Raw genomic sequence first — 22,141 nt, forward strand, 5'->3', positions numbered from 1 at the left:
GCGGGAATGAGAGGAATCTGGCAAAATTGAAGCTGATTGGAGCCCGCCGCTTACCCGCGATTTTCCTCCCAAAATTGTACCGGCAATTTGCCCCCTCAGAATGGCTGTTGGGTAGTCCAGGGCCCGCTATTCCAAGCATTACAGGATCGATGTCGAAGAACTGACGTGGCTGGCGAACGCGTCGAGGAACTGAGCCGCATCGTCCACACCATCTGCAGCGAGCGTCTGGCAGAACTGGAAGCAGCGGCACAATAGCGATAGGTTTCCACCCGAACCGTCGCCCGGCACAATAGCCACATGCATCCAAAGCGCTTATGCAAGGTCCCGTAATTCAGCGGAGCCAGCCTGATGCCCAGCCCCTTCCCGGAAATCACCGATGAACAGGTCGGTGATATGGTCCAGACCGTCGCCATGATGCGGGCCGGTCTCGACTATGCCCGGCAGGGACGGGTTACCGGTCTCGATTATGACGAGGAAATGGGCCTCGTCACCGCGATCGTTCGGGGCAGCGGGGACAACCATTATTTCACATCACTGGTCCTGTCCGAGTACGATATCGACATCGAGACCGAATGTACGTGCCCCGTCGGCTATGGTTGCAAACATGCCGCTGCCGTCGCCTTTGCCATGCGGGAGGCCGCACCGACGAAGCCGCGCCTGCGCATCGATGCAGCCCCGCCCGCAGGCACTGCTGTATCGGGCGCTGTGGGTCAATGGCTGGCGCAGATCGATACGGATGTCCTGGTTGAGCGACTACGTTTCGAACCCGTCTGCTTCGTCATTGAACCCAAACCGGCCTTCAAAAAGCCAAAGCGCTCCAAGGGACAGCCTGACGACACGCCCGCCCGCTGTCTGCTGCAGATCCGACCCTTTCGTCAGCGAGGCCGCGCCGGTGAATGGACGCCCGTCCATCTTTGGGAAATCCAGCAAAACCGTCTGCAGATCCCGCTGCCGGCCCTGCGCCTGCTCGCCCGCATGGCACCCGAAGGACTCGGCGGAGACTTTACCGGCGACAAGGTGCCGCGCGGTCACCATGGCTGGCAATGGCTGTGCGAGGCGGCCGGCCTCGGCCTGCTGCATTGGAAGGCACCTGGAGGCCCGGCGCTGACCATTGGCCCTGACAATATGAAAGCAGAATTCGTCTGGCGCCTGCTCGCCGACGGCAGCCGCTGCCTTGACCTGACCGGTCTGCCCGCACGGGTTAAGGTCGCCGCCGGCGATCCGCCCCTGGTCATTGACGAGGCCACCGCGACCATGACCCTGATCGACACCGGCATGGCCCCTGACCGCACCGGTCGCCTGCTCGCCATGCCGCCGGTTACGCCTGCCGACATCCCTCATATTACCGCGCGGTGGGCCGTATTGGCAGGCGATGCCATCCCCGCGCCCACCTTCCGCACCGCACAGGATATTGCGGTCACGCCGCGCCCCGTTCTGCGTTTTCTCGTCGATAAGCTCGATCTTCGCGATACGCAGCGCTACTGGCATCGCGAGAGCTGGCGCGCCGCGCCCTGCAAGATCACGCGTCTGGCTTTCGACTATGACGGTCATCGGGTGCAGGCTCCTGCCGCCACGCAGGATGTGATCGTTCGAGGAGCAGAGGGTCCCGTCCGCCTGATCCGTGACCTCATCGCCGAACAGGCCGCCGCCGACCGTCTTGCCGATCTGTCGGTTGCCCCCCTCTCGGTGTTCGGGGATGTGCGCCTCAGGCCGCATCAGGGCTGGGACCATTCCCTCACCAAAGAGGCCGGCGATTACCCTGAGTTCATAGCCAATGCCGCCCGGATGCTGGAGGCGGAAGGCTGGCTGATCGAATATGGCGCCGACTGGCCGCATATTCCTGCGCCTTCGACCCCTGCCGATCTTGGCCTTGCCCTGACCCCTGCGCCTCGGCCGACTTCCGATGAACCGGACGCGGCGATCGACTGGTTTGATCTCGAACTGCCGGCTCTGGTCGGCGACAGGAGGATCGACATCCTTCCTGCTTTGCGGCAGTGGCTGGCCCAGGGCGGCGAAGATCTCCTTGCCCTTGCCGACGATCACCAGATCGCGATCCCCATCGACAAGCTGCATTTCACCACGGTTGCGCTGGGCCCGCTGCGCCCGCTGCTCGCCTCGCTGCTGCGCCTGGCGCTTGCCGACAGCGCCGCCACGACTTTGCGCTTCAACCGCTATGATGCCGGCGTCGTCCATGACCTGGCAGGCGACGGCGTAACCTGGACGAGCGCCGATGCTTTGCGCAGCCTTGCAGAAGCGCTGCATGATCCCGCGCACGCCAATTATAGCCCACCTGAAACCTTGCGGGCGCAGTTGCGGCCCTATCAGCGAGCCGGTGCCGGATGGCTTCAGGCGCTTCGTTCCGCCGGTCTCGGCGGCATCCTTGCCGACGATATGGGTCTGGGCAAAACCCTGCAGGCCATCGCTCACCTGCTTCAGACCGGCAAGGGGCCGTCGCTGATCGTTGCTCCAACCTCGGTCCTGCCCAACTGGCAGGCCGAACTTGCCCGCTTTGCGCCTCATCTCAGCTGCCATCTGTGGCATGGGCAAAATCGCCGCGAGGCTGCCGGGGCCATGGCCGAGGCCGATATCATTCTGACCAGCTATCCGCTGCTCAGTCGCGACAAGGATATTTTGACCGCGCGGGTATGGGCCGTAACAGTGCTGGACGAGGCTCATGTGCTCAAAAACCCGGCCACAGCCGGATTCAAGGCCGCCGCGGCCTTGCGCGCGGGTCAGACGATTGCACTTACCGGCACCCCGCTGGAAAACCGTCTAAACGACATCTGGGCACTGGCAACGCTGACCAATCCGGGTCTGCTCGGCACTTTCGAGCATTTCCGCAAAACGTATCGCACGCCTATCGAGAAGCATGGCGACATATCGGCAAAAACCGCCCTTGTCCGCCGCCTGCGCCCGTTCCTGCTGCGCCGGACAAAGGATCAGGTCACCACCGAACTCCCGGCCAAAACACTGATCCCCGAACGTATCGAACTCACCGAAGCGCAGAACCGGCTTTACGAAAGCCAGCGCCTGCTGATGCAGACCCGCGTGCGCGATGAGATCGCCCGTGTCGGCCTGATGCGCGCGCAGATCATCGTCCTCGATGCCATGCTCAAGCTGCGGCAGATCTGCTGTGATCCGGAACTGCTTCCCGGCGGTGCGGGCACAGGGATCGCCTCGGCCAAACGTGCCCGCCTGCTCGAAATGATCCCGGAACTGATCAGCGAGGGACGGCGGGTGATCATCTTCAGCCAGTTTACTGCGATGCTCGACCGCATTTCAGGGGACCTCTCGGCTGCAGGCTTCGATCACGAGCAGCTGCGCGGGACCACGCGCGACCGCGCCCGTCCGGTCAGGCGCTTCCAGAACGGCGAGGTCGCGCTGATTCTTGTCAGCCTGAAGGCGGGCGGCGCAGGCATCAACCTGACCGCCGCCGACACGGTGATCCTCTATGATCCCTGGTGGAATCCCGCGGTCGAAGCGCAGGCCGTCGACCGGGCTCATCGCATCGGCCAGACGAAGCCGGTCTTCGTTCACCGTCTGATCGCGACCGGCACGATCGAAGACAAGATCCTCGCATTGCAGGAGAGAAAGCAGGACCTGGCCGACCTGCTTTGGAGCGAAGACGCAGGAGGTGGCAGCAGCGCGCTCAATGACGAGGACATCGCCTTTTTGCTCGGTTAGCACTGCTGCTCATTGCCGGCCTGGTGAAAAACAACAGCCGTCGATGCATGATATCGGGCGGGATCGGCAAGAAACCTCTACGCAATATAGGTCATTGCGCGCGGCCACGCGGCGCAGCATAGTCAGGTCAAGCAGGCTGGAACGCTGGCAGCCGCCTGCGGGTTTATTGTCAGGTATTACCGCGCTCGACATACGGGTCGGGCGGCCAAGATGAAGGCACACCTCTGCGATTGACTGCCCTGCTGCTTCTGGCGGGCGGTTGCTGCCGCATTGCGAGGAAGTGTCCTTATGGCGATGCCGCCCGGAGCGCGCGGACCCGGATCCGTTTCAGAACCATTGCCCACTGGACCCGAGCCGGGCAAAGACCCTGCGCCTCAGATCATCGAGACCCTGTATCGCATCGAGGCCGGCAACCTCTCCCGCTATTTCGGGCGCAATCTGCGCGGGCATGGGCCTCAGCATGATCGGGGGCATGATGAGGCCTCCGATTATGTCCATGAGGTCTTCGCCCGGCTGATACGGACCATGTCGGCCCAGCCGATCCTCCAGCCCCATCGTTATCTGCGGCGGATCGCCCGTCACCTCCTCTTCGAGCGGAATCGCCGCCTGCGGCAGCAGCCATGCCTTCTCGATGTGCCCCTGTCGGTGGATCTCGAACCCGCGTGCCCCCCCGAGCAGAGCCACCGGCTGGAGTATGACGATATGCTCAGAGCCTACCGGCGGGCGCTCGACGAACTGCCTGCAAAAACACGAGAAGTCTTTCTGCTTCACCGGATCGATGAGCTTGCCTATAGGGAGATCGGACAGCGCCTCGGGATCAGCATTCCCACGGTGCAATATCACATGGCGCGCGCGCTGGCGCATATTGACGCGGTTCTGGGGCAGGAATGAACGACAAGATCAGCCCGGCACCGGTTCCACGCAACCAACTCCGCGAAGAGGCAGCCAATTGGTTCGCGATCATGCGCGGGCCTGAGGCGGATGCGCGCCGCGATGATTTCAATCGCTGGCTGGCGCGGGGCGCGCTGCATCGCAGCGCTTACAACAGCGTTGCTGAAACCTTCAATCTGGGCAAAGCCCTCAAAGGCGAAGCGATCAGCAATATGACCGGGCGTCATCCGGCCGGACTGGTCCGCACATTGCTCGCCTGCGGTGTCTGCGCGCTCTTCCTGAGCGTTGGCTGGTACGGACTTAGCCGCCACTATCCGGGCCTGCCCTTTCCTGGTGAGACGCAGGCGAGCACGCTGGCCTTTGAGGCCCGCTTTGCCACCAACATCGGAGAAATCCGCAGCTTCACCCTTAAGGATGGTTCGAAGCTCACGCTCGACACCAGCAGCATGGTGCTGGCCTCCTACACCCAAGGCGAGCGCAGCCTGCGCCTGATCACAGGCCGCGCGCGTTTTACCCCGGCGCCCGAGGCCCGGCCGTTCGTGGTACGTGCCGATACCGCGCTGATCCGGGCCACAGGCTCGATCTTCGACGTGGCTCTCTTCGGCAACCGGCAGGTTTCGGTCTTCGCGCTGCAGGGTCCGCTCGAGGTCCAGACCCAGACCGACGGAGGATCGGGCCATGGTTTCACACCGACCGTGACCTCGCTGGCCGCCGGCCGGCAGTTCTCGGCCGGTCCTGACCGCCTGGCCTCGCCATTGCCTGCCCGGGCCGGCAACGCACAGTGGATAGAAGGAGTGCAGGCCTTCGACGATGTTCCGCTGGCCGAACTGGTGGCCGAAGCCAATCGCTATGCCCGCAGACCCATCCTGCTCGATGATCCGGCCATGGGGACGCTCCATGTGTCGGGCACCTATCGCCTCAGGGATACGGAGCAGATTGCCGACAAGCTTGCCGCCCTGCTCGATCTCGGCATCGCGATAGATGCCGACGCCTACCGTCTGCATCGAAGGTAAATAGCAAGGCGGGCGCGTTTTTTTTCGCGCCCTCTCATAAATCCCGCCTCCTGAGCATCCATCCCTTTCAGCAGCCCGCCAATCGCGCTGCAAAGGGGGCTTTCATGAGGTATTTGAAGCGTTCGCACATTCTCATCGCGGCATCGGTTCTGGCAATGGCCGTCAGCCAGCCCGCGCAATGCGGCAATGACAGCAAGAGTCCTCTGCACCTGCCCAGGCAGGATATGGCCGCCTCGCTGCTCGCAATCGGCAAGGCCACCGATACCGAAATCCTGTTCCAGCCTGCCGACGTCCGCCATCTCACCGCCCCGGCGCTGGATGGCACCTATTCGGCACAGGAAGCGGTACACGCGATCCTTGCCCACAGCGGCCTCGAAATCGAGATCCGTCAGGGCAGCATCTTCATCCGCAAGAGCCGCTCTGGCCGGGCCGAAGGCGACGACGATGGCATTATCGTGACCGGCTCGCGCATTCGCGGAGCGCCGCCGACCTCACCGGTCATCACGCTTTCGCAGAGTGAACTTCTCGCGCAGAACAAGACCACGATGGGCGAGGCGATCCGCGACATTCCGCAGAATTTCAATGGCGGCCAGAGCGCCGGTATCGGCCGCAATGTGCCGCAAGGCAGCGGCTCCTATATCGGAGCGGGCACCGGACTCAATCTGCGCGGGCTGGGCGGCGATGCCACGCTTACCCTGCTCAACGGGCAGCGCCTGTCCTACAATGCCTCGCTCCAGAGCATTGACATTTCCACGCTGCCCCTCGGCATGATCGACCGCATCGAGATCGTCGCCGACGGTGCCTCGGCGCTCTATGGTTCGGACGCCGTGGCAGGGGTTGCCAATATCGTGCTCAAGCGCGACATGAAGGGTCTGATCACGTCGGCCCATGTCGGGCTGCCGACCGGCGGCGGCGGGGTGCAGCAGCAATATAATCTGGTCACCGGCAGCCAATGGTCCTCGGGCGGCTTTATCCTGGGCTATGAATATGGCCAGAGCGACGCGATCAAAGCCTCGGACCGCTCCTATGCCGCGACAAGGTCGCCCGGCCTGACCCTCTATCCCGGCCTCAAGCATCACTCGCTGGTGCTGAGCGGCCACACCTCACTCGCCTCCAATCTCGAATTCTCTGCCGACGCGCTTTACAGCAAACGCTGGAGCTACATGGCCTATGCGCTCACAAGTGCGGGCAATGTGCTGACGAGCGGCGGCGACTTTGCCAATGACAGCGACAGTTTCACCGTGGCGCCATCGCTCAAATACCGCCTCGGCGCCTGGAAATTCACGCTGAGCGGCACTTATGGGCTCGATCAATCGCATTACCGGGGGAGCAGCTTTTCAGGAGGTGTCAACACCTATCCGACCTATGGCTGCTACTGCAATGAGGCCAATTCGGTCGAGATTTCCGCCGATGGCGCGCTGCTGAATTTGCCGGGCGGCGAAGCACGGGTCGCGCTGGGCGGGGGTCTGCGCACCAATTTCTTCCATGCCTACCGCACCCTTGGCAATGCGCAGAACATCGCTGTCTCGCAGCAGGATTACTATGCCTACGGCGAACTCAGCCTCCCGCTGGTCTCGTCCGACATGGGCGTAACGGGCATCGACCGCCTCAATTTCTCGGCTGCGCTGCGCTATGACAATTACCCCGGCGTCGGCAAAGTGGTCACACCCAGGCTCGGGCTGATCTATGCTCCCTCGCCCGATCTCGACATCAAGGGCAGTTGGGGGCGCTCTTTCAAGGCGCCGACGCTTTTCCAGCAATATAACAGTCTGGGCGTCACCGCATGGGGGGCTTCGAATGCCGGAGGAAGCGGCTACCCCGGCACCGCCTCGGTCCTGCTGCTCACCGGCGGCAATCCCAACCTAAAGCCCGAGCGCGCGGAAACCTGGAGCGCAACAGCAGCGCTGCATCCGCGCGCGCTCGAAGGCGCGCAGCTCGAAGTAAGCTTTTTCCGGGTCTTCTACCGTGATCGTATCGTCGCGCCGATCACCTATCTCACACAATCGCTAAGCAACCCGATCTATGCCGATCTGGTCGACCTCAATCCATCCGATGCGGCCAAGACTGCAGTTCTCGCCAATGCCGGGGCTTTCTCCAATGCGCTGGGCCGGACCTACGACCCGGCCGATGTCGTGGCCATCGTCCATGACAACAGCACCAATGCCTCGAGCCAGAAGATCTACGGCGTCGATGCCACGGCGCGCTACAGGCACAGTTTCGACGGAGACCGTTCGCTGACCTTCAATCTGCGGGGCAGCTATCTCCACAGTATCCAGAAACTGAGCGATTTGCAGCCGACCACCACGCTGGCGGGCACCTTGTTCAATCCGCCCCATGTCCGCGCCAATGGCGGGCTGATCTGGGCCCAGCCCGATCTCACGCTCTCGACGTCATTGAATTACACGGGCGGGCTCAACGATACCCGTACGACCCGAACTGCACGGATCGGGGCAATGATGACCTGGGATCTGGCGGCCACCTGGTCGCCGAAAAATGCCCATGGCCCTCTGCATGGCATGACCTTCGCGCTCTCGGTCACCAATGCGCTCAACGCCGAGCCGACCCCGATCAGCGGTCTCACCTATGAGACGCCTTACGATTCCACCAATTACACGCCTTTTGGCCGGGTGGTCGGTCTGACGGTGTCGCGGCAATGGTAAGGTTGCGCCCTCAAGTCCTCTTGGCCGGTTTGGGCTACGCCATGGCGATCAGCTGCGCGCATGGGGCGACCATGCCGGATGTACGGGAAAGCCCCACCTGTTCCGACATGCTGAGCATGCCGGAACAGGCAGCGGCAGGTCATCGGGATATTCGTCCCGACGACCTGCTTGGCCTGCGCGACATCGGCCCGCGCTGGCGCCCCTCGCAGGAAGTTTTCAGCGCCATCTCACCCGATGGCAGCAGGATGGCCTTCTTCCTCACCCGCGGCGATCCGCAGAACAATTCGGAATGTCGGACACTTGTCAGCATTCCGCTCGACGGCAAGGGCAAGGCGCTGATCCTCGATTCCGGCGGGGAGCCAATCTATGATCTCCTCAACATCAGAGGCATTGCCGGCGATTACGGCTACCCTTCGGTCAATCGCCCGCAATATTCGCCCGATGGAAGGTGGATCGCCTATCTGCGGCGGGAAAAGGCTTCCACTCAGCTCTGGATCGCGCGCAGCGATGGCGGCGGGGCCGAGCAGCTGACCCATATGCCTGATGACGTCGAACTGGTTGCCTGGTCGGATGATGGTGCCTCGGTCCTTTTCGCAACCCGGCCTTCGCTCAATGCGGCAAGGGACGCGATGACAAAGGAGGGGCAATCGGGCTTCCTCTATGACCGGCGCATGGTCCCTTTCAATTCCAGCACTCCTGCCCTGGCAGAAGATCCTGTCTATGCGGGCTTTGCCCTGTCCTTGCCTTCGCGCCGGCTACGTCCAGCCAGCGCGAAGGAGCGGGAAAAGCTGATCCCTCTGCCCGCTGCCGACACCACGGCCTTTCGCCTGTTGCGTGCCAAAAGCGGGAGCGGCGCCGGCGCATGGACGGTCAAGGATGACATGAAGCGCTGGATGGCGCCGATCTCGCTCTGGGCCGAGCGGGGCGGCAAGGCCTGGCGCTGCCCCGACACGCCATGCACAGGCGATGAAATGAACAGCCTGTTCGGCCTGTGGTGGTCGGCATCGGGCAAGGACGTGCTGTTCATGCGCCGCTCGGGGCAAGGCAACAGCCAGACAAGCCTGATGCGCTGGCGTCCCGGCGCGCTCCGCGCCGAGACCGTTTTCAGCACCGAGAACCTGCTTGTCGGTTGCCAGATCTCGGGGAGACTTCTCCTCTGCGCCCGCGAGACATCCACCGAACCGCGCCGAATCGTTGCTTTTGATACGCGTACCGGCAGGGAAAGGGTGATTTTCGACCCTAACCCGCAATTTGCCGGGGTCCGGCTGGGCAAGGTTGAGCGCTTGCAGTGGCGTGGGGCAGATGGGGTCGAGAGTTTCGGCGATCTGGTCCTGCCGCCCTCCTACGAACAAGGACGGCGTTTGCCGCTGATTGTCGTGCAATATCGCACGCGGGGGTTTCTACGCGGCGGGGTGGGCGATGAATATCCGATCCAGCTCTTTGCCGCGCGCGGCTATGCGGTGCTTAGCGTCGAGAACCCGCCGCCCTTTTATCTGCGTCTTGGTGACCGTGGCTGGACGACATGGAAGGAAGCTGAGCGGGACAACGTCCACGCCGCGCATGAGCGCACAAATGTCCTCTCTTCGCTCACAACCGGTGTGCAGATGGTGATTGATCGCGGCATTGCCGACCCTTCCCGCATCGGCATTACGGGTCTCAGCGATGGGGCGGCTACAGTGCAGTTCGCGCTGATCCATTCGCGGCTGTTTTCTGCTGCGGCTCTAAGTTCAATGGGCTCAGACAGCCAGATGATGGTCTATGGCGGACCGGCACTGATCGAGGAACGCGCGAGGATGGGCTTTCCGCTCTATGATCCGCCCTTTGACAATGAGGGGAAGGCCCATTGGAAAGCGACCTCGCTCGCTTTCAATCCAGACCTGCCCAAAGTCCCCCTGCTGATGCAGCTTGCCGATCACGAATATATGCTCGGTCTGGAAACCTACACGGTCTTGCGCAACCATCGCTGGCCGCTCGAACTCTACAGTTTCCCCGGCGAGTATCATCTCAAAACGCAAGCGGCTCATCGCGCCGCGATCTATCGGCGCAATCTGGCGTGGTTCGACTATTGGCTGAGGGGCCTTCATGATCCGGAGCTCGCTTCAGATGTCTATGAACGCTGGGACAAGCTGGCGCGCGAAGCTGGACGCGTGCCTGACTCAGACATCCAGCCAGCTTTGCAGCCAGACCTCCACATCGAGCAGGGTCATGATGCGCCGGTAATCGACCGAGCGAAAAGCGGCCTCCCGCGCGGGGATCATCCGCAATGACGCGATGTCCAGCAGACCATGTCCTGCCAGATGCCCGGACCGTAGAGTGTCAAGTATGGCGCTCCGGCTTGCCTGATAAGTCCGGATCAGCACCGATTCCGGCGACCCTTTGGAGCGGCGATCAAGCAAAGTGTCGGGCAAAGCGCCCCGAAAAGCCCGTCGCGCGATTGCCCGATTTTGCCCGCCCGCAATCCACATCCAGCTTGGGATGCGCAGGCACAGTTCGACCACGGGCTGGGCCAGCAAAGGCCATTCCATCGGCAGATCCTGCTCGCGCCCATAGCCTTCCATATGGTTCTGCGCATGCTGGAGCCATGCGACATGCATCGCCTTGCCGGGAGGAATCTCATGCGGCGCATCGCCCCAGCCATGCCGGGGGGCCTTCGCCACAATTCCAGCGATCTCACCGGCAAGATAGGAGACATCGGCCTCCCAACGATAGCTATTGGAAAGGCGCAGACTGCGGCGCAAAGCGGCCTGCCACACATTGGCCAAAGATACGTCGGCGCTTCTGGCAATATCAATAGAGGTGCGCAGCGCCCTCCTCCCCGGACCGTAATGCCTGAGACTATCGAGCAGCGGTGTCGAGGACTGGGTATAACAGAAGATGTGATCGCCGCCTCCGCCCGTCGCGTAGCCGCTTGCACCGAGGCGGCGAGCGAGATGCTGATGCTGACGGTCCGCCGATTGGGTAAAGGAGGAAGCGACCGGCCTTGGCAGATGAGCGGCATCAGAGCGGCGCCAGTCGACCAGCGCCTCGCTTTCCGGAGCGAGGTGAAGATCGGCTCCGGTGGCCTGCGAGGCGATTGCGGCATAGTCGCGCTCGTCACCAGTGGGATCGGAGGTGACGAGGTTGATCGCCGAAAATCTCGCCCCGCAGGCCTGGAGCCCCGCTGCCACAATCGAGGAATCAAGTCCACCCGAAAGCCCCAGCAGCAGATGGTTATGGCGCGATGCCTGAGCGGCGATAACCCCTTCGATCACGTTGCGGAGGCGGGATGCCGCTTCATCCTCGCTGGCGATCCAGACATTGGGACAAGCGAAGGTCCACGGATTCCAGCGGCGTTTTATCGCCGGCATCCGGCCCTGCTCAATCACCAGTTCGCAGCCCCCGGCCAGTTCATGAAAGCCCTCAATGCAGGTGGCATCGAGACGCAATTGCTGCCGGGCGAGGTGGTTTGCGACTTGCCCCCAGTCCACGCTCGGACGCTCGCCAATGACTGCCAGCCCATCGCGGACCAGTGAACAGACGACCAACTCACCTGATCGAGACATCCGGTAATAGCAGGGTAGATGGCCCATCGCGGATCGGTGGAGGCTGAAAGAGCCTGACTGCCGGCGATCGACGCGGATGGCGATGAAATCGCCCCACAGCTTTCTGGAAAGTCCGCTTCCGTCCCACGCTCCCAACATTCCGGTCGCCATAGCGGGCGTGACGGCATGAAAGGGCGGCTCGCCTCCATGCCGTGGTCTCCCAAGAAAGGCACCGTTCTGGTCGTTGGACAGCACGGTGTTCGTGTCGCGGCAAAACAAGGCGGCCCTCGGCCAGCGCTGGGTGAGCGACAGGCCGCTGTGCCGCTCGATCTGCTGCAGGCGACCTTCGTCAAGACCAGCCTCGTCACCTTGGCGAGAAACGAGCAAAAGGAAATCTTCCTGTCTCACAGCACGGCAATCGGCTGAAAGAAGGAAACCCGCTCAATGCTGTCGCCGATCAGCCCGTCACCTTGCTGGACCCAGCAATGAGCGCCGAACGGGCGCGTGGCGACGCCCAGCACCAAATCGACGCGGTGTCCGGCAAGCCCAAGCAGGTCGCGCATGACCAACGAGCGCTCCAGACAGCGATCCGCGCGGGAGAGAAACAGACCGGCAAGATCGAAGGCGGCTGCAAACGAAGCAATGCTTGCCATTGGGTGTGAAGAATAGAGACGAAGGCGCCGCTTACCGGCTCTGTACAGGACTGACTTGGGAAACAGGCGCAGCCGGAGCCTTGTTACCAGCAGCATGGGCAGGACAAGCGGCAGCAGCGCCAGCGCGGTCACGCCGGGCTTCCCTAAGATTTCGTGAGTGGGGCAATCATGCTGGGTAAGCAGGGAGGCAGCGTTCTCAGCCTCCCCCGAAACCTGTTCCAGCAAGCCGTCGGCCTGCAGCCGCCGCAGACAGGCAGTATGATTCTGAGCCATCGGCACGCCCTGGACCAGAGCGAGAAAGGCATGCTCCGCCTCCTCGCCCAGTTGGAAATAGCGATTGGCGGTAAGGTCGAGAAAGACGGGCGTGTCATCGCGCAGGCAGCAATGGATGCCGGGTTTTAAAGCGAACGCCATGGGATCTCCTTCATAAAACAATCCGGCAGGGGCGGCCCCGCCGGATTGCACTTTCAGGTTCAGTCGGTCAGACCGCCGCCGGCGATCTGCTGGCCGACCGAGTCCAGACCATTGCCCTGCGCGCCCCGGGTTTCGCTGGTCGCTTCACCCAGATCGATCAGATCGCTCTGCTGTTCGTTCATCCGTTCCATCATTACCTCCATCGAGATTGGCTGCCTGATTGCAGCCGTCAGCAGAATAGAGGCGGGCCGCGAAGATCGACGATCTTATAAGATCTCACTTGCGCAACCACTCCGGCGGCCAGTGCACGGTTGCGATATTCCCCAGTAACCCAAGCATATGGCAAAGCTCAGGAATCATGCCATAAGCAGGGCCACCGCGATCCGGTTCACCCGGCGCAGACGCCGCCGGTGATAGGCCCACAGCACCTCGAAACGGTCCGGACCTGAACCATGGACAGTGGTCATCATCACCGCGCTCAATTCGCCGGCAAGATTGGTGAGCACGCGCCCTTCGCGGAGTCGTACAGGGTGGAGGCGGTCATTGGCGGCATGAAGCGCGCGGGCAAATTCCAGGTTGCCGACGCTGCGCGCAAAGACATGGAACAGTTCGGTGGCGGCTTCGGCGACGTCTGTGTCGGAAGCACCTGTTGGCAGCGGATCGACCGGTGCCGAACTTCCCAGCTTCAGGAGCGCGGATTTGATCACGAGGCGAATAAGGTGGCTGTGCCAGGCATAAAGATCATGCAGCGCCTCGGCAGGCATGGGTGGAACGCAGTAACCTCCGCCCCCGGCTATTTCGAGCATCCCTTCGCCGACCAAACGCTGCGCCCCATCGCGCAGGGGTGAGACCGACACACCATATTCGCCGGCCATCACCCGCTCGATCACCGTGCTGCCGGGCATGAAACGACCGCAGATGATGTCTTTCTTGAGCAATTGATACGCCCGCTCGGCAGCAACAGGTTCGGGAGCCATCATCGCACCGGGCCTACAGCAGGCCGTCGGGGTGGCCGGATCGCCGCGTTTGCCGAGCCATGACCGCAGCATTAAACCGTTCTACCACCTCGAGCAGTTCATGCTCGAGGTCCCACAGATCGTCCTGCATCAACAATTCGCGCGGTATCATCATCTTATGCTCGCTCGCCAATATTGGAATAAACAGGTGAGGCGTCGTCATGCCCAGCGAATGGGCACAGCGCACATGATCCTCGATCATTGAATGGGGCGAGCCGCCTTCGATTTCCCGAAGCCAGCGCTCGCTGCGCTCCACCGCCTGCGCCAGATGGCGCTGGGTAACACTGTCCCTGCGGCGTCGGCGTTCGATCAGCCTGCCCGACAGCGACTTGATCTCGGAGAAAATGTCACCGTCGCTTCTATAAGACATCCGAAGCACCATCTGCAGGTCTCCCTGACAGCGGCCCAAAGTCCAGAATGCATCGCCCGACGCCAAGCTGGTGCATAAAAATTAATTGGTCAACCAGCAACTTATCGCAAGCACGAGAGTAATTTTATTGTTTCTGTTCGTGATACGCGCCGTTGCAATGCCTGCAGTCCTGCCTGCCGTCGATCACAATAGCACACTATCCGCTGCGATATTCCATGGTCACGGACCTGATCCGCTCAACCACGCCTCCACCGATGGCCAGCATCGGCAATGCCGTCTTTGCGCGTTAATGTCAGGGAAGAAGATCTCCTTCCGATTCAAAAGCCTGACCCATTGAGAATTACGCCGGCGCGTCGGCTTGCCCCAAAGTGGCGCAAAATGATGCGGAAGTAGAACCAGATCAATTATTCCAGGTGAATGACGATGTTCTGGAGGCATACCAGTACGTATAAGAACGAAGCCCTGGCAGCCATCCATGAAATGATGGAAGGGCTACGCGGGGCGGGCAGCATTGACAAGCTGACATTGCGCCGGTTTGATGAGGCGTGTCTGACTCCTGCAGCGCCGCTGCAGCCCGATGAGATCAAGGCCATCCGCGAGGCGCAGCACGTCTCTCAGACGGTATTTGCACGTTACCTCAATGTCCCGAAGAACCTCGTTTCCGATTGGGAACGTGACAAGAAGCGGCCAGGCAGGCCGGCGTTGCGGCCACTCTCGATTCTCCAGCGCAAAGGACCGAAGGCGATGACCTGGCCCGTAAAAATTCATCCGAGTTGCCAGTTTGGAGCAACCTTGATCGATTGAACCGCCAGCCGGCGCACGGGAACACGCCCGGGTATGGAACGATTTTCGTCTATCAAGGCCCGCCTCATAACCCGCCGCGATCATCATCAGCCAGAAACGGATCATGCCAGCCAGGCTGTGGGGGGATGCGGTCAGGCGCGCGCGGATCCTCTTGATGCAGGACGCGATATGATCGCCGCTGCTCGCCCTCGCGCAACAGCGCAAGGGCGTCATCGGAGGAAAGCATGACGCCATTAAACCTGGTAACAAGATGACAAACCGCTCAATGGCAGCATAGGTCATCCATTGCGGATCTGACTCTCCAAAAATGACGGTGGTCGGTGCAAGCCAGCCAAATCATATGTCAAATCCTGATGCTACGTCACATTCGCGATGCCCACGTAAATTTTACGGGCTAACCGCTGGTTTTTATAAGGGATCGCCGCAACAAAAACGTGATCACAAACGGCCAAAAAAGGGTTGCTGCCACATCACCCAATGTATCATGCCATCGCCAGGAGCCATTCGCCACCCGATCAACGTATTCGTTCGCTCCCTCAAATAGGGCCGTCACCAAGACGGGAAGCCATGATTTGAGCGACTTTCTGGTCAGAGATGCCGACAGAAGCCAGATGGTGATGCCCGCATAGGTGTGAGCGAATTTATCAGGCTCCGGGCAGAGACTGACAATCCATCCGATTGTCTCTTCATAAGATTGGGGGAAATTCATAGGCGAAGCTTGTCGCACTGCAGCATGATTGTCGACAGCTTTCCGGAATGGGGGCTATGGATTGATCTATCGGCCACTTCGGCGACGCCCCAAATGACGCTGATCATGCGCTGATTGATCCAATTTGCGGCTCGCGATCACTAATGCCCAAGCTCACCTCCAATAATTGACGGCCACCTCCCACAGGGCGCCGATGTCGTAATTATAGCGGGAGAAGGGGACCTTGGGGGAATAAGGGGCGGCTGATGACTTCCCAGAAAGAAGAGCCGCCCCGCTGAAATCGGGTAGAATTCAGCACTACCCTCCTTAAACTCGGAAGACGCAAGGTCAATAGCTTTCAAAGCTGTTCGCCACAATGAAGTCCAAATTTCCGTTACTGTCATCGCCATAATGGTGACTTCTGCAAAAATTGGACATCGAGCAGAGAAACGATCAGTATTATCGTACCGAAAAAATGGTCGCGCCCCGCAATCCCTAAGGCCGGTGCGGCGGAGACATCAGCTACCGGACGACCGCAAGAGCTCAAGTATCAATGCACCGTTACAGCCGGCTCACGGTGATATAAACGCCCGGCAAGCCTCCTGCGTACAGGTTCCTCAATGAAGCGAGCTGTTATCGCGCCCAGAGCCAGCGAAAGCACGATCGCCGATGCGAATGCGATCCACACCGATAAGCCAAGCCGATTGCAAATCAGCCAGGCAATTTGCCCCACCGGATAATGAACGCAGTAAAGCGGGAATGAAATCCAACCCAACGCTGCGGAAATGTCTCTGCCCAGCCCCGGTCGGAACCGGATATTGGCTCCCCACACCAGGAATACAGGGCCAACAAACGTCAGAAAGGCGAGAGGCCATGCTCCCTTCAGCGTGCTGGGAAGCGCGAAACTGGCCATCAGCATTGTGTAGGCGGTGACCGGCCTTATGCGCCATGTGAAAGGCGCGAATTGAAGCTTGTTTGCCGATCGAAGGCGCCACAGCAGCACCCCTGTTACAAAACCTGTGACCACGCGCGAAAGCCCCAACCAGAGATCAGGACGAGCGCCCCCTGAGAAAAAAAATGTATGCCCCCGCTGATGGAAGACAATCGCCGTGAACGGGGTCGCGGCCAGCATCACGAACAAGGAGCCCGCCACCATCCCCACGAGAACCCGGTCGGACTTCCTGACCAAGGCCACCAGCATAAGGCTGGCAATAAGTTCGTAAAACAAGGTCCACCCCGGAGGATTCAGAGGGAAAGCCGCCCCCTCCAGAGATGTGGATCCTAAAATCAGTCCATAATGGCCGATGTAATCGGGGACCATTGCAAGGCTCAGCGCGAGGCTTGCTGCAACATCGCCCCAGCCAGACACGGGACCGGCATCGACCGGGCGGAGATGAAGCGAAAGGATCAGCGCGATCATTCCAAACGCCATCCCGATGGCATACATGGGATAAAGGCGGAGCAGCCTTTTGCGGAAAAAACCGCCCCATTTCGCATCTCGCAGCAAGCCGGGAGTATAGGCCGCAGACAGAACGAAGCCGCTGAGCATGAAGAAGAAGTCGACTGCCAAGGGCGCGCATTTGAAAGGCGTAGCCAAGGAATCCGGCCGCGACCATCCCAGCATGGAAAAATCGGACATGTAATGGAAGACCATTACCGCAATCGCGGCAATGCCGCGCATGCCATCCAATGCAATGAAATGATCTTTTTGGTCCATGTCGCCCCTGCTGCCACGCCAGTCGAACATTCTTTCAAGCGGACTGAGGCCGGAAGCCCGGCGCTCAGGAATTCACGTGCATGAGGAAAGACAAGCCGGCCCGCTTGGGTCTGTCAGCGAATGACCTTCCGATTGGTCAGCATCCAACAGGTTGCGACCCTCCGTCAACTTGGATCCTGCCAGCCGTCAAAAATGTGGGATTTCGCCGAGGGTATCAGCCATTTCCAGCAAAGCCTGAAAACGGCGAAGAACCAATATTCCTTGGAAAATCGCGACAGAGAGTTTAGCCGATGTGGAAAGCATTTAAGATGCCCGCGATGCCCGATTTCGGATCACCCGGCAACAGGCTGAACAGCGCCAGACCGACCGTTGCAACAACGGTCATACACAGGGCAACGACACAAAAAGCGATCACATATTGCCCGGCAATTCGCAGTCGGTTCATGGCGGTTCCTTCCGCTCAATGTCAGAATCACAATAAGGGATGGCAATAAGGGGCAGTGACAAGTTCAGGACATGGCCACCGCCCCGCCAAGTTGGGGCCTAACCTGACACCAGGAGGGTTGCATAAACCTCTTCAATGTCAACGATAATATCAGCACCTGTGCTCTGTTTCAGCGCGGTGCGGCGATCAGCATGGCAAGAGTCAAAACCCCGACCGTAAGCCATGCCCCAAGAACCATGCGTGCGGGACCGGAAATCTTCACCGAGACTGCATGATGATCCGGATGGCAGCACACGCCATGGCCTCAAGTTCAGTATACGGACTATCACGCCTATTTAGCCGCGCGGCCTCCCGCATCGCGACAACCACCTGCTCCATCAATTCTGCATCGACCATCTGCTTCATAAGGATCGAATAGCCGATGGGAGGTCTCCAAGATAGCTCCTACCTGCCGCTTCCCGTTCCAAAAGCTTCGGTCAGCGCCTCTTCAATCTCATATCGCAGCATTTCGACGGGTTCCTCGGGATATCCGCCAGGGCGGGGACGCCGACGTTTACGGCAAATCCCGGCCTTTGATGCCAGCCCCGCACCCGAGGCAACGCAGAACGAGCCACTGCACCACAAACTATGTCAGGACCGCTTGCCCGCCCGTCAGTTTACCGGAACGTCAATCATAAGCGTCACATCATGGGCTTCACTATCCCCATTATGGGCCATCGCGGTAAAAGAGATCTGGTTGTTGCCATCAATGGAGCGAATGCTTTCCCAGGTCGGCCCCTTTCCGTTCTTGCCGATGAAATCGACCGGCGGCTTGCCGGCGCAGGATGTGCCGACACAAGCGTGACCATCAACGGTGCAATATGCATAAATTCGCGCAGGATTGAGCGATTCCGGCAGGCCAGGCGGCCCTTGTACCGTAATCTGTGCCGTTGCACCTGGAGCAACATTTACAGACTGCGTGATCTGGGCCTCATGCGAAGGCTTGCCCGCATGGCAGGAAAAATTTCCTGTGGTATTATAACTGCTTTCCGCGCCCGCCTCGGTGGCCGACGGCGCCGGAATATCATCCGATCCGCAGCCTGCGACGAGCGCAAAAAGTGAGCCTGAAGCAACGGCACGAAACAGCTTTGTTGAGCGGATCATTTCTGAGTCCCAAATCAATTTCCATGCTTTATATGAATTTTTTACATCTGCCTGCAAGCTGTGATTTTCGGTTCTCCCGCAATGATCCGCCTGGCTGATGCTTCGCTGTAGAGGCATGTCGCGTATGATCGCCAGGCACGTCAATTGCATCGGCCGGCGGTCACACCCGCCTGCCCGGTTTTGACCGGCGCGGGCGCATGGCATCGCGCATCGAAATGCTCGAACTGATACGCCGCACTCCCGGCAGCCGCGAGAGAATTTCGCCATGGATCGCCTCATAGGCCCGCACACTCTCGGTGCGGATGCGCAGCCAGTAGTCAACATCGCCGGTCATCAGGAAGCATTCGCGCACTTCCGGGCATTGGCGCACGGCGGCCTCAAAGCGCATCAGATAATCCTCGCTCTGGCGGTCCAGCGTCACCTGCACGACGACATCGACCGCCTGTTCGCCATCGCCCTCGCCGCCGGTGATGACCGTATAACCCTGAATGACGCCATTGCTCTCCATCAACCGGATGCGGCGCAGACAGGCCGAGGGCGACAGGCCGACCGTTTGGGCAATCTCGGAATTGGGCTTGCGGGCGTCCTGGCGCAGGATGCGCAGGATGGCGCGGTCGATAGCGTCCATGATAAATGACATGCTTGCACGCCTTTGTCGTCAAATCTTGCGTATTAAGACCATGGTTAGCACAATCGTCGAATGATCGAGCGTAAATTCCACACATAATGCGATAGCATCGGCCCACGCAATTTCGTGGAGGCGCAGATGGGCGCAGGAGCAAAGCTGACAATCGACTGGGGTGCGCTGGCGGCCAATTATCGGCTGCTGCGCCATACCGTGGCCCCCGCGCAAGTGGGGGGCGTGGTCAAGGCCGATGGCTATGGACTGGGTTCGGCGCTCGTGGCCGATGTGCTGCTGGCGCAGGGTTGCCGCCATCTCTTCGTCGCACTGCTGTGCGAAGCGCAGCCGCTGATGGCCAAGGGCGTGCCGGTCTATGTCCTCAACGGTCTGCTGCCGGGTCAGGAGGCCGAATGCGAGGCGCTCGGGGCGATCCCTGTGCTCAATTCACTCGATCAGGCGCGGCGCTGGGCCGATCTGGCGCGGGCGCTGGGCCGCCCCCTGCCCGCGATCCTTCAGATCGACACCGGCATGTCGCGCATGGGGATGGAGGCCGCCGAGATCGACGCATATCTGGCCGACCCCGCCATGGCGCAATGGCTCGACCTGGGCTTCCTCATCAGCCATCTGGCCTGCGCCGATGAGCCGGAGCACCCCGCCAACGCCGATCAGGCGGCCCGCTTCCGCACCATAGCCGAGCGTTTCCCCGGCCTCCCCCGCGCGCTCGACAACAGCGGCGGATGCTTTCTGGAGCGCGGTCATTTCGACCTCGTGCGCGGCGGCATCGCGCTTTATGGCGGCGCGCCCAAGGTTGGCCCCAACCCGATGCGCCCGGTGGTCGCGCTGGAAAGTGCGATTGCCCAATTGCGCAAGGTGCCCAAGGGCGCGGGCGTCGGCTATGGCATGAGCTTTCACACCGCGCGCGAGAGCACTATTGCCACGATCCCGGTCGGCTATGCCGATGGCTGGCCCCGCTCGCTGAGCAATCGCGGCGCGGCGTGGATCGCTGGCCATCGCGCGCCTATCATCGGCCGCGTTTCGATGGACAGCTTCACGCTCGATGTCACCGATGTGCCGGGCGAACATCTCTACCCCGGCGCCCCGGTCGAACTGATCGGCCCGCACCAGACCATCGATGATGTGGCGGCTGACGCCGGCACCATCTCCTATGAAATCCTGACCCAATTGAGCCGCCGTCACGAGCGCCAATACATCGGCGCGGCAGCCCTGAGCGAAAGCCTTGTTCCATGAAAATCGCAGTCCTTGGCAGCGGCGTCATCGGTGTCACGTCGGCATGGTATCTGCGCCAGGCGGGCCATGAAGTGGTGGTGATCGACCGGCAGGACGGGCCTGCGCTGGAAACCAGTTTCGGCAATGCAGGCGAGATTTCACCCGGCTATGCCTCGCCATGGGCCGCGCCCGGCATTCCGATGAAGGCGGTCAAATGGCTGATGATGCAGCATGCGCCGCTGATCCTGCGCCCGCGCCCGGATATGGCGATGCTCAAATGGCTGGTGGCGATGCTGGGCAATTGCAACGCGCGCGATTATGCCATCAACAAGAGCCGCATGGTGCGCCTTGCCGAATTCAGCCGCGATTGCCTGATCGAATTGCGCGCCCAGACTGGCATCACCTATGATGAGCGGATGCAGGGCACGCTCCAGCTTTTCCGCGAAGAAAGCCAGTTGGCAGGCATTGCCAAGGATGTCGCCGTGCTCAAAGCCGATGGCGTGCCGTTCGAGGTGCTGGACAAGGCGGGCTGCATCGCCGCCGAACCGGGCCTTGCGGGCAGCGCCGCGCCGATCGCGGGGGGCCTGCGCCTGCCCAATGACGAGACGGGCGATTGCTTCAAATTCACCAATGCGCTGGCCGAGATGGCGCGCGCGGCGGGCGTCGAATTCATGACCGGCACGCGCATCGCCCGCATCGTCGAGGAAGGCGGACGCATCACAAGCGTCGATACTGATCGCGGCCCCGTCACCGCCGATGCCTATCTAGTGGCCATGGGCAGCTTTTCGCCCCATCTGGTCCGGCCGCTGGGCCTGAAAGTCCCGGTCTATCCGGTCAAGGGCTATTCGCTGACCGTGCCGATTGTCGATGAACCGCTGGCCCCCGTCTCGACCCTGCTGGACGAAAGCTACAAGGTGGCGATCACCCGGCTTGGCGACCGTATCCGCATCGGCGGCATGGCGGAAATTTCCGGTTTCAACATGGATCTGCCCGAGGCCCGCCGCGCCACGCTCGAACATTCCGCCGGAACGCTCTTTTCCGGAGCGGGCGATTTTTCCGCCGCGTCCTTCTGGTGCGGGTTGCGCCCGATGACGCCCGACAGCACGCCCGTCATCGGCGCCACGCGCATCGGCAATCTGTTCCTCAACACCGGCCACGGCACGCTGGGCTGGACGATGGCCTGCGGTTCGGCCCATGTCATCGCCGACATCATCAGCGCGCGCACTCCGGCCATCGAAACCGCCGACCTCGCGCTCTCGCGCTATTAAAAGGA

Annotated in this window: 18 protein-coding genes; 8 read left to right on the forward strand and 10 right to left on the reverse strand. The window is 61.1% G+C overall.

Annotation, left to right across the window (positions count from 1 at the left end):
* The first annotated feature begins 348 nt into the window (after window positions 1-348).
* The 5 genes from GGR38_RS19995 to GGR38_RS20015 all read left to right on the forward strand — a co-directional run bounded on the left by GGR38_RS19995 (window position 349) and on the right by GGR38_RS20015 (window position 10,515).
* Window positions 349-3,684, forward strand: coding sequence for a DEAD/DEAH box helicase (locus tag GGR38_RS19995; protein ID WP_183628065.1), 3,336 nt, complete (start codon window positions 349-351; stop codon window positions 3,682-3,684).
* A 288-nt stretch (window positions 3,685-3,972) separates the two neighbouring features.
* Complete coding sequence (locus GGR38_RS20000; protein ID WP_183628067.1) at window positions 3,973-4,575, forward strand: RNA polymerase sigma factor; 603 nt, start codon at window positions 3,973-3,975, stop codon at window positions 4,573-4,575.
* The gene (locus tag GGR38_RS20005; RefSeq protein WP_183628069.1) at window positions 4,572-5,588 is read left to right on the forward strand and encodes a FecR family protein; all 1,017 of its coding nucleotides are present in this window, start codon (window positions 4,572-4,574) and stop codon (window positions 5,586-5,588) included. The genes GGR38_RS20000 and GGR38_RS20005 overlap by 4 nt, the downstream gene beginning before the upstream one ends.
* Before the next feature lie 104 nt (window positions 5,589-5,692).
* Window positions 5,693-8,248, forward strand: a complete 2,556-nt coding sequence (locus tag GGR38_RS20010) for a TonB-dependent receptor (protein ID WP_183628071.1) — start codon at window positions 5,693-5,695, stop codon at window positions 8,246-8,248.
* Between the two features lie 71 nt (window positions 8,249-8,319).
* Entirely contained in the window at window positions 8,320-10,515 is a 2,196-nt protein-coding gene (locus tag GGR38_RS20015; RefSeq protein ID WP_183628079.1) for an Atxe2 family lasso peptide isopeptidase, read from the forward strand.
* Here GGR38_RS20015 and GGR38_RS20020 read toward each other — a convergent pair.
* The 5 genes from GGR38_RS20020 to GGR38_RS20040 all read right to left on the reverse strand — a co-directional run bounded on the left by GGR38_RS20020 (window position 10,405) and on the right by GGR38_RS20040 (window position 14,234).
* Window positions 10,405-12,177, reverse strand: a complete 1,773-nt coding sequence (locus GGR38_RS20020) for an asparagine synthase-related protein (protein WP_183628080.1) — start codon at window positions 12,175-12,177, stop codon at window positions 10,405-10,407. The genes GGR38_RS20015 and GGR38_RS20020 overlap by 111 nt on opposite strands.
* Window positions 12,174-12,836 carry a lasso peptide biosynthesis B2 protein gene (locus tag GGR38_RS20025; protein ID WP_183628082.1) on the reverse strand — a complete coding sequence of 221 codons (663 nt, stop codon included), beginning with the start codon at window positions 12,834-12,836 and terminating at the stop codon, window positions 12,174-12,176. Before GGR38_RS20025 ends, GGR38_RS20020 begins: the two co-directional genes overlap by 4 nt.
* A gap of 59 nt (window positions 12,837-12,895) precedes the next feature.
* Window positions 12,896-13,027: a benenodin family lasso peptide gene (locus tag GGR38_RS20030; RefSeq protein ID WP_183628084.1), complete on the reverse strand. Its 132-nt coding sequence runs from the start codon at window positions 13,025-13,027 to the stop codon at window positions 12,896-12,898.
* Window positions 13,028-13,192: 165 nt separating this feature from the next.
* A complete protein-coding gene (locus GGR38_RS20035) occupies window positions 13,193-13,816 on the reverse strand; it encodes a GntR family transcriptional regulator (protein ID WP_183628086.1) in 624 nt (207 codons plus the stop codon).
* A 10-nt stretch (window positions 13,817-13,826) separates the two neighbouring features.
* Window positions 13,827-14,234: a transcriptional regulator gene (locus GGR38_RS20040; protein WP_183628088.1), complete on the reverse strand. Its 408-nt coding sequence runs from the start codon at window positions 14,232-14,234 to the stop codon at window positions 13,827-13,829.
* 405 nt (window positions 14,235-14,639) lie between these two features.
* Between GGR38_RS20040 and GGR38_RS20045 the strand changes: the two genes are divergently transcribed.
* On the forward strand, window positions 14,640-15,026 hold the full coding sequence (locus GGR38_RS20045) for a helix-turn-helix domain-containing protein (protein ID WP_246405086.1): 387 nt from the start codon (window positions 14,640-14,642) through the stop codon (window positions 15,024-15,026).
* 394 nt (window positions 15,027-15,420) lie between these two features.
* Here the strand turns inward: GGR38_RS20045 and GGR38_RS20050 are convergent, their stop codons facing one another.
* From GGR38_RS20050 to GGR38_RS20070, 5 genes are all read right to left on the reverse strand, one after another.
* Complete coding sequence (locus GGR38_RS20050; protein WP_183628090.1) at window positions 15,421-15,735, reverse strand: hypothetical protein; 315 nt, start codon at window positions 15,733-15,735, stop codon at window positions 15,421-15,423.
* A gap of 529 nt (window positions 15,736-16,264) precedes the next feature.
* Entirely contained in the window at window positions 16,265-17,431 is a 1,167-nt protein-coding gene (locus GGR38_RS20055; RefSeq protein WP_183628092.1) for an acyltransferase family protein, read from the reverse strand.
* A 283-nt stretch (window positions 17,432-17,714) separates the two neighbouring features.
* Entirely contained in the window at window positions 17,715-17,876 is a 162-nt protein-coding gene (locus tag GGR38_RS20060) for a hypothetical protein (RefSeq protein WP_183628094.1), read from the reverse strand.
* A gap of 651 nt (window positions 17,877-18,527) precedes the next feature.
* A complete protein-coding gene (locus tag GGR38_RS20065) occupies window positions 18,528-19,019 on the reverse strand; it encodes a hypothetical protein (protein ID WP_183628095.1) in 492 nt (163 codons plus the stop codon).
* Between the two features lie 160 nt (window positions 19,020-19,179).
* Window positions 19,180-19,659, reverse strand: a complete 480-nt coding sequence (locus GGR38_RS20070; protein WP_183628097.1) for an Lrp/AsnC family transcriptional regulator — start codon at window positions 19,657-19,659, stop codon at window positions 19,180-19,182.
* A gap of 126 nt (window positions 19,660-19,785) precedes the next feature.
* On the opposite strand from GGR38_RS20070, the gene alr reads away from it, so the two are divergent.
* Window positions 19,786-20,889, forward strand: a complete 1,104-nt coding sequence (alr, locus tag GGR38_RS20075) for an alanine racemase (RefSeq protein WP_183628099.1) — start codon at window positions 19,786-19,788, stop codon at window positions 20,887-20,889.
* Complete coding sequence (locus tag GGR38_RS20080) at window positions 20,886-22,136, forward strand: D-amino acid dehydrogenase (protein ID WP_183628101.1); 1,251 nt, start codon at window positions 20,886-20,888, stop codon at window positions 22,134-22,136. Before alr ends, GGR38_RS20080 begins: the two co-directional genes overlap by 4 nt.
* The last annotated feature ends 5 nt before the right edge of the window (window positions 22,137-22,141 follow it).

It is taken from the genome of Novosphingobium sediminicola, assembly GCF_014196525.1.
Taxonomy (GTDB): domain Bacteria; phylum Pseudomonadota; class Alphaproteobacteria; order Sphingomonadales; family Sphingomonadaceae; genus Novosphingobium; species Novosphingobium sediminicola.

Excerpts from the sequence above, each read along its gene's own strand:
- GGR38_RS19995 (WP_183628065.1), top strand. The coding sequence starts at position 349 with ATGCCCAGCCCCTTCCCGGAAATCACCGATGAACAGGTCGGTGATATG.
- GGR38_RS20000 (WP_183628067.1), top strand. The coding sequence starts at position 3,973 with ATGGCGATGCCGCCCGGAGCGCGCGGACCCGGATCCGTTTCAGAACCA.
- GGR38_RS20005 (WP_183628069.1), top strand. The coding sequence starts at position 4,572 with ATGAACGACAAGATCAGCCCGGCACCGGTTCCACGCAACCAACTCCGC.
- GGR38_RS20010 (WP_183628071.1), top strand. The coding sequence starts at position 5,693 with ATGAGGTATTTGAAGCGTTCGCACATTCTCATCGCGGCATCGGTTCTG.
- GGR38_RS20015 (WP_183628079.1), top strand. The coding sequence starts at position 8,320 with ATGCCGGATGTACGGGAAAGCCCCACCTGTTCCGACATGCTGAGCATG.
- GGR38_RS20025 (WP_183628082.1), bottom strand. The coding sequence starts at position 12,836 with ATGGCGTTCGCTTTAAAACCCGGCATCCATTGCTGCCTGCGCGATGAC.
- GGR38_RS20030 (WP_183628084.1), bottom strand. The coding sequence starts at position 13,027 with ATGGAACGGATGAACGAACAGCAGAGCGATCTGATCGATCTGGGTGAA.
- GGR38_RS20035 (WP_183628086.1), bottom strand. The coding sequence starts at position 13,816 with ATGATGGCTCCCGAACCTGTTGCTGCCGAGCGGGCGTATCAATTGCTC.
- GGR38_RS20040 (WP_183628088.1), bottom strand. The coding sequence starts at position 14,234 with ATGGTGCTTCGGATGTCTTATAGAAGCGACGGTGACATTTTCTCCGAG.
- GGR38_RS20045 (WP_246405086.1), top strand. The coding sequence starts at position 14,640 with ATGACGATGTTCTGGAGGCATACCAGTACGTATAAGAACGAAGCCCTG.
- GGR38_RS20050 (WP_183628090.1), bottom strand. The coding sequence starts at position 15,735 with ATGAATTTCCCCCAATCTTATGAAGAGACAATCGGATGGATTGTCAGT.
- GGR38_RS20055 (WP_183628092.1), bottom strand. The coding sequence starts at position 17,431 with ATGGACCAAAAAGATCATTTCATTGCATTGGATGGCATGCGCGGCATT.
- GGR38_RS20060 (WP_183628094.1), bottom strand. The coding sequence starts at position 17,876 with ATGAACCGACTGCGAATTGCCGGGCAATATGTGATCGCTTTTTGTGTC.
- GGR38_RS20065 (WP_183628095.1), bottom strand. The coding sequence starts at position 19,019 with ATGATCCGCTCAACAAAGCTGTTTCGTGCCGTTGCTTCAGGCTCACTT.
- GGR38_RS20070 (WP_183628097.1), bottom strand. The coding sequence starts at position 19,659 with ATGTCATTTATCATGGACGCTATCGACCGCGCCATCCTGCGCATCCTG.
- alr (WP_183628099.1), top strand. The coding sequence starts at position 19,786 with ATGGGCGCAGGAGCAAAGCTGACAATCGACTGGGGTGCGCTGGCGGCC.
- GGR38_RS20080 (WP_183628101.1), top strand. The coding sequence starts at position 20,886 with ATGAAAATCGCAGTCCTTGGCAGCGGCGTCATCGGTGTCACGTCGGCA.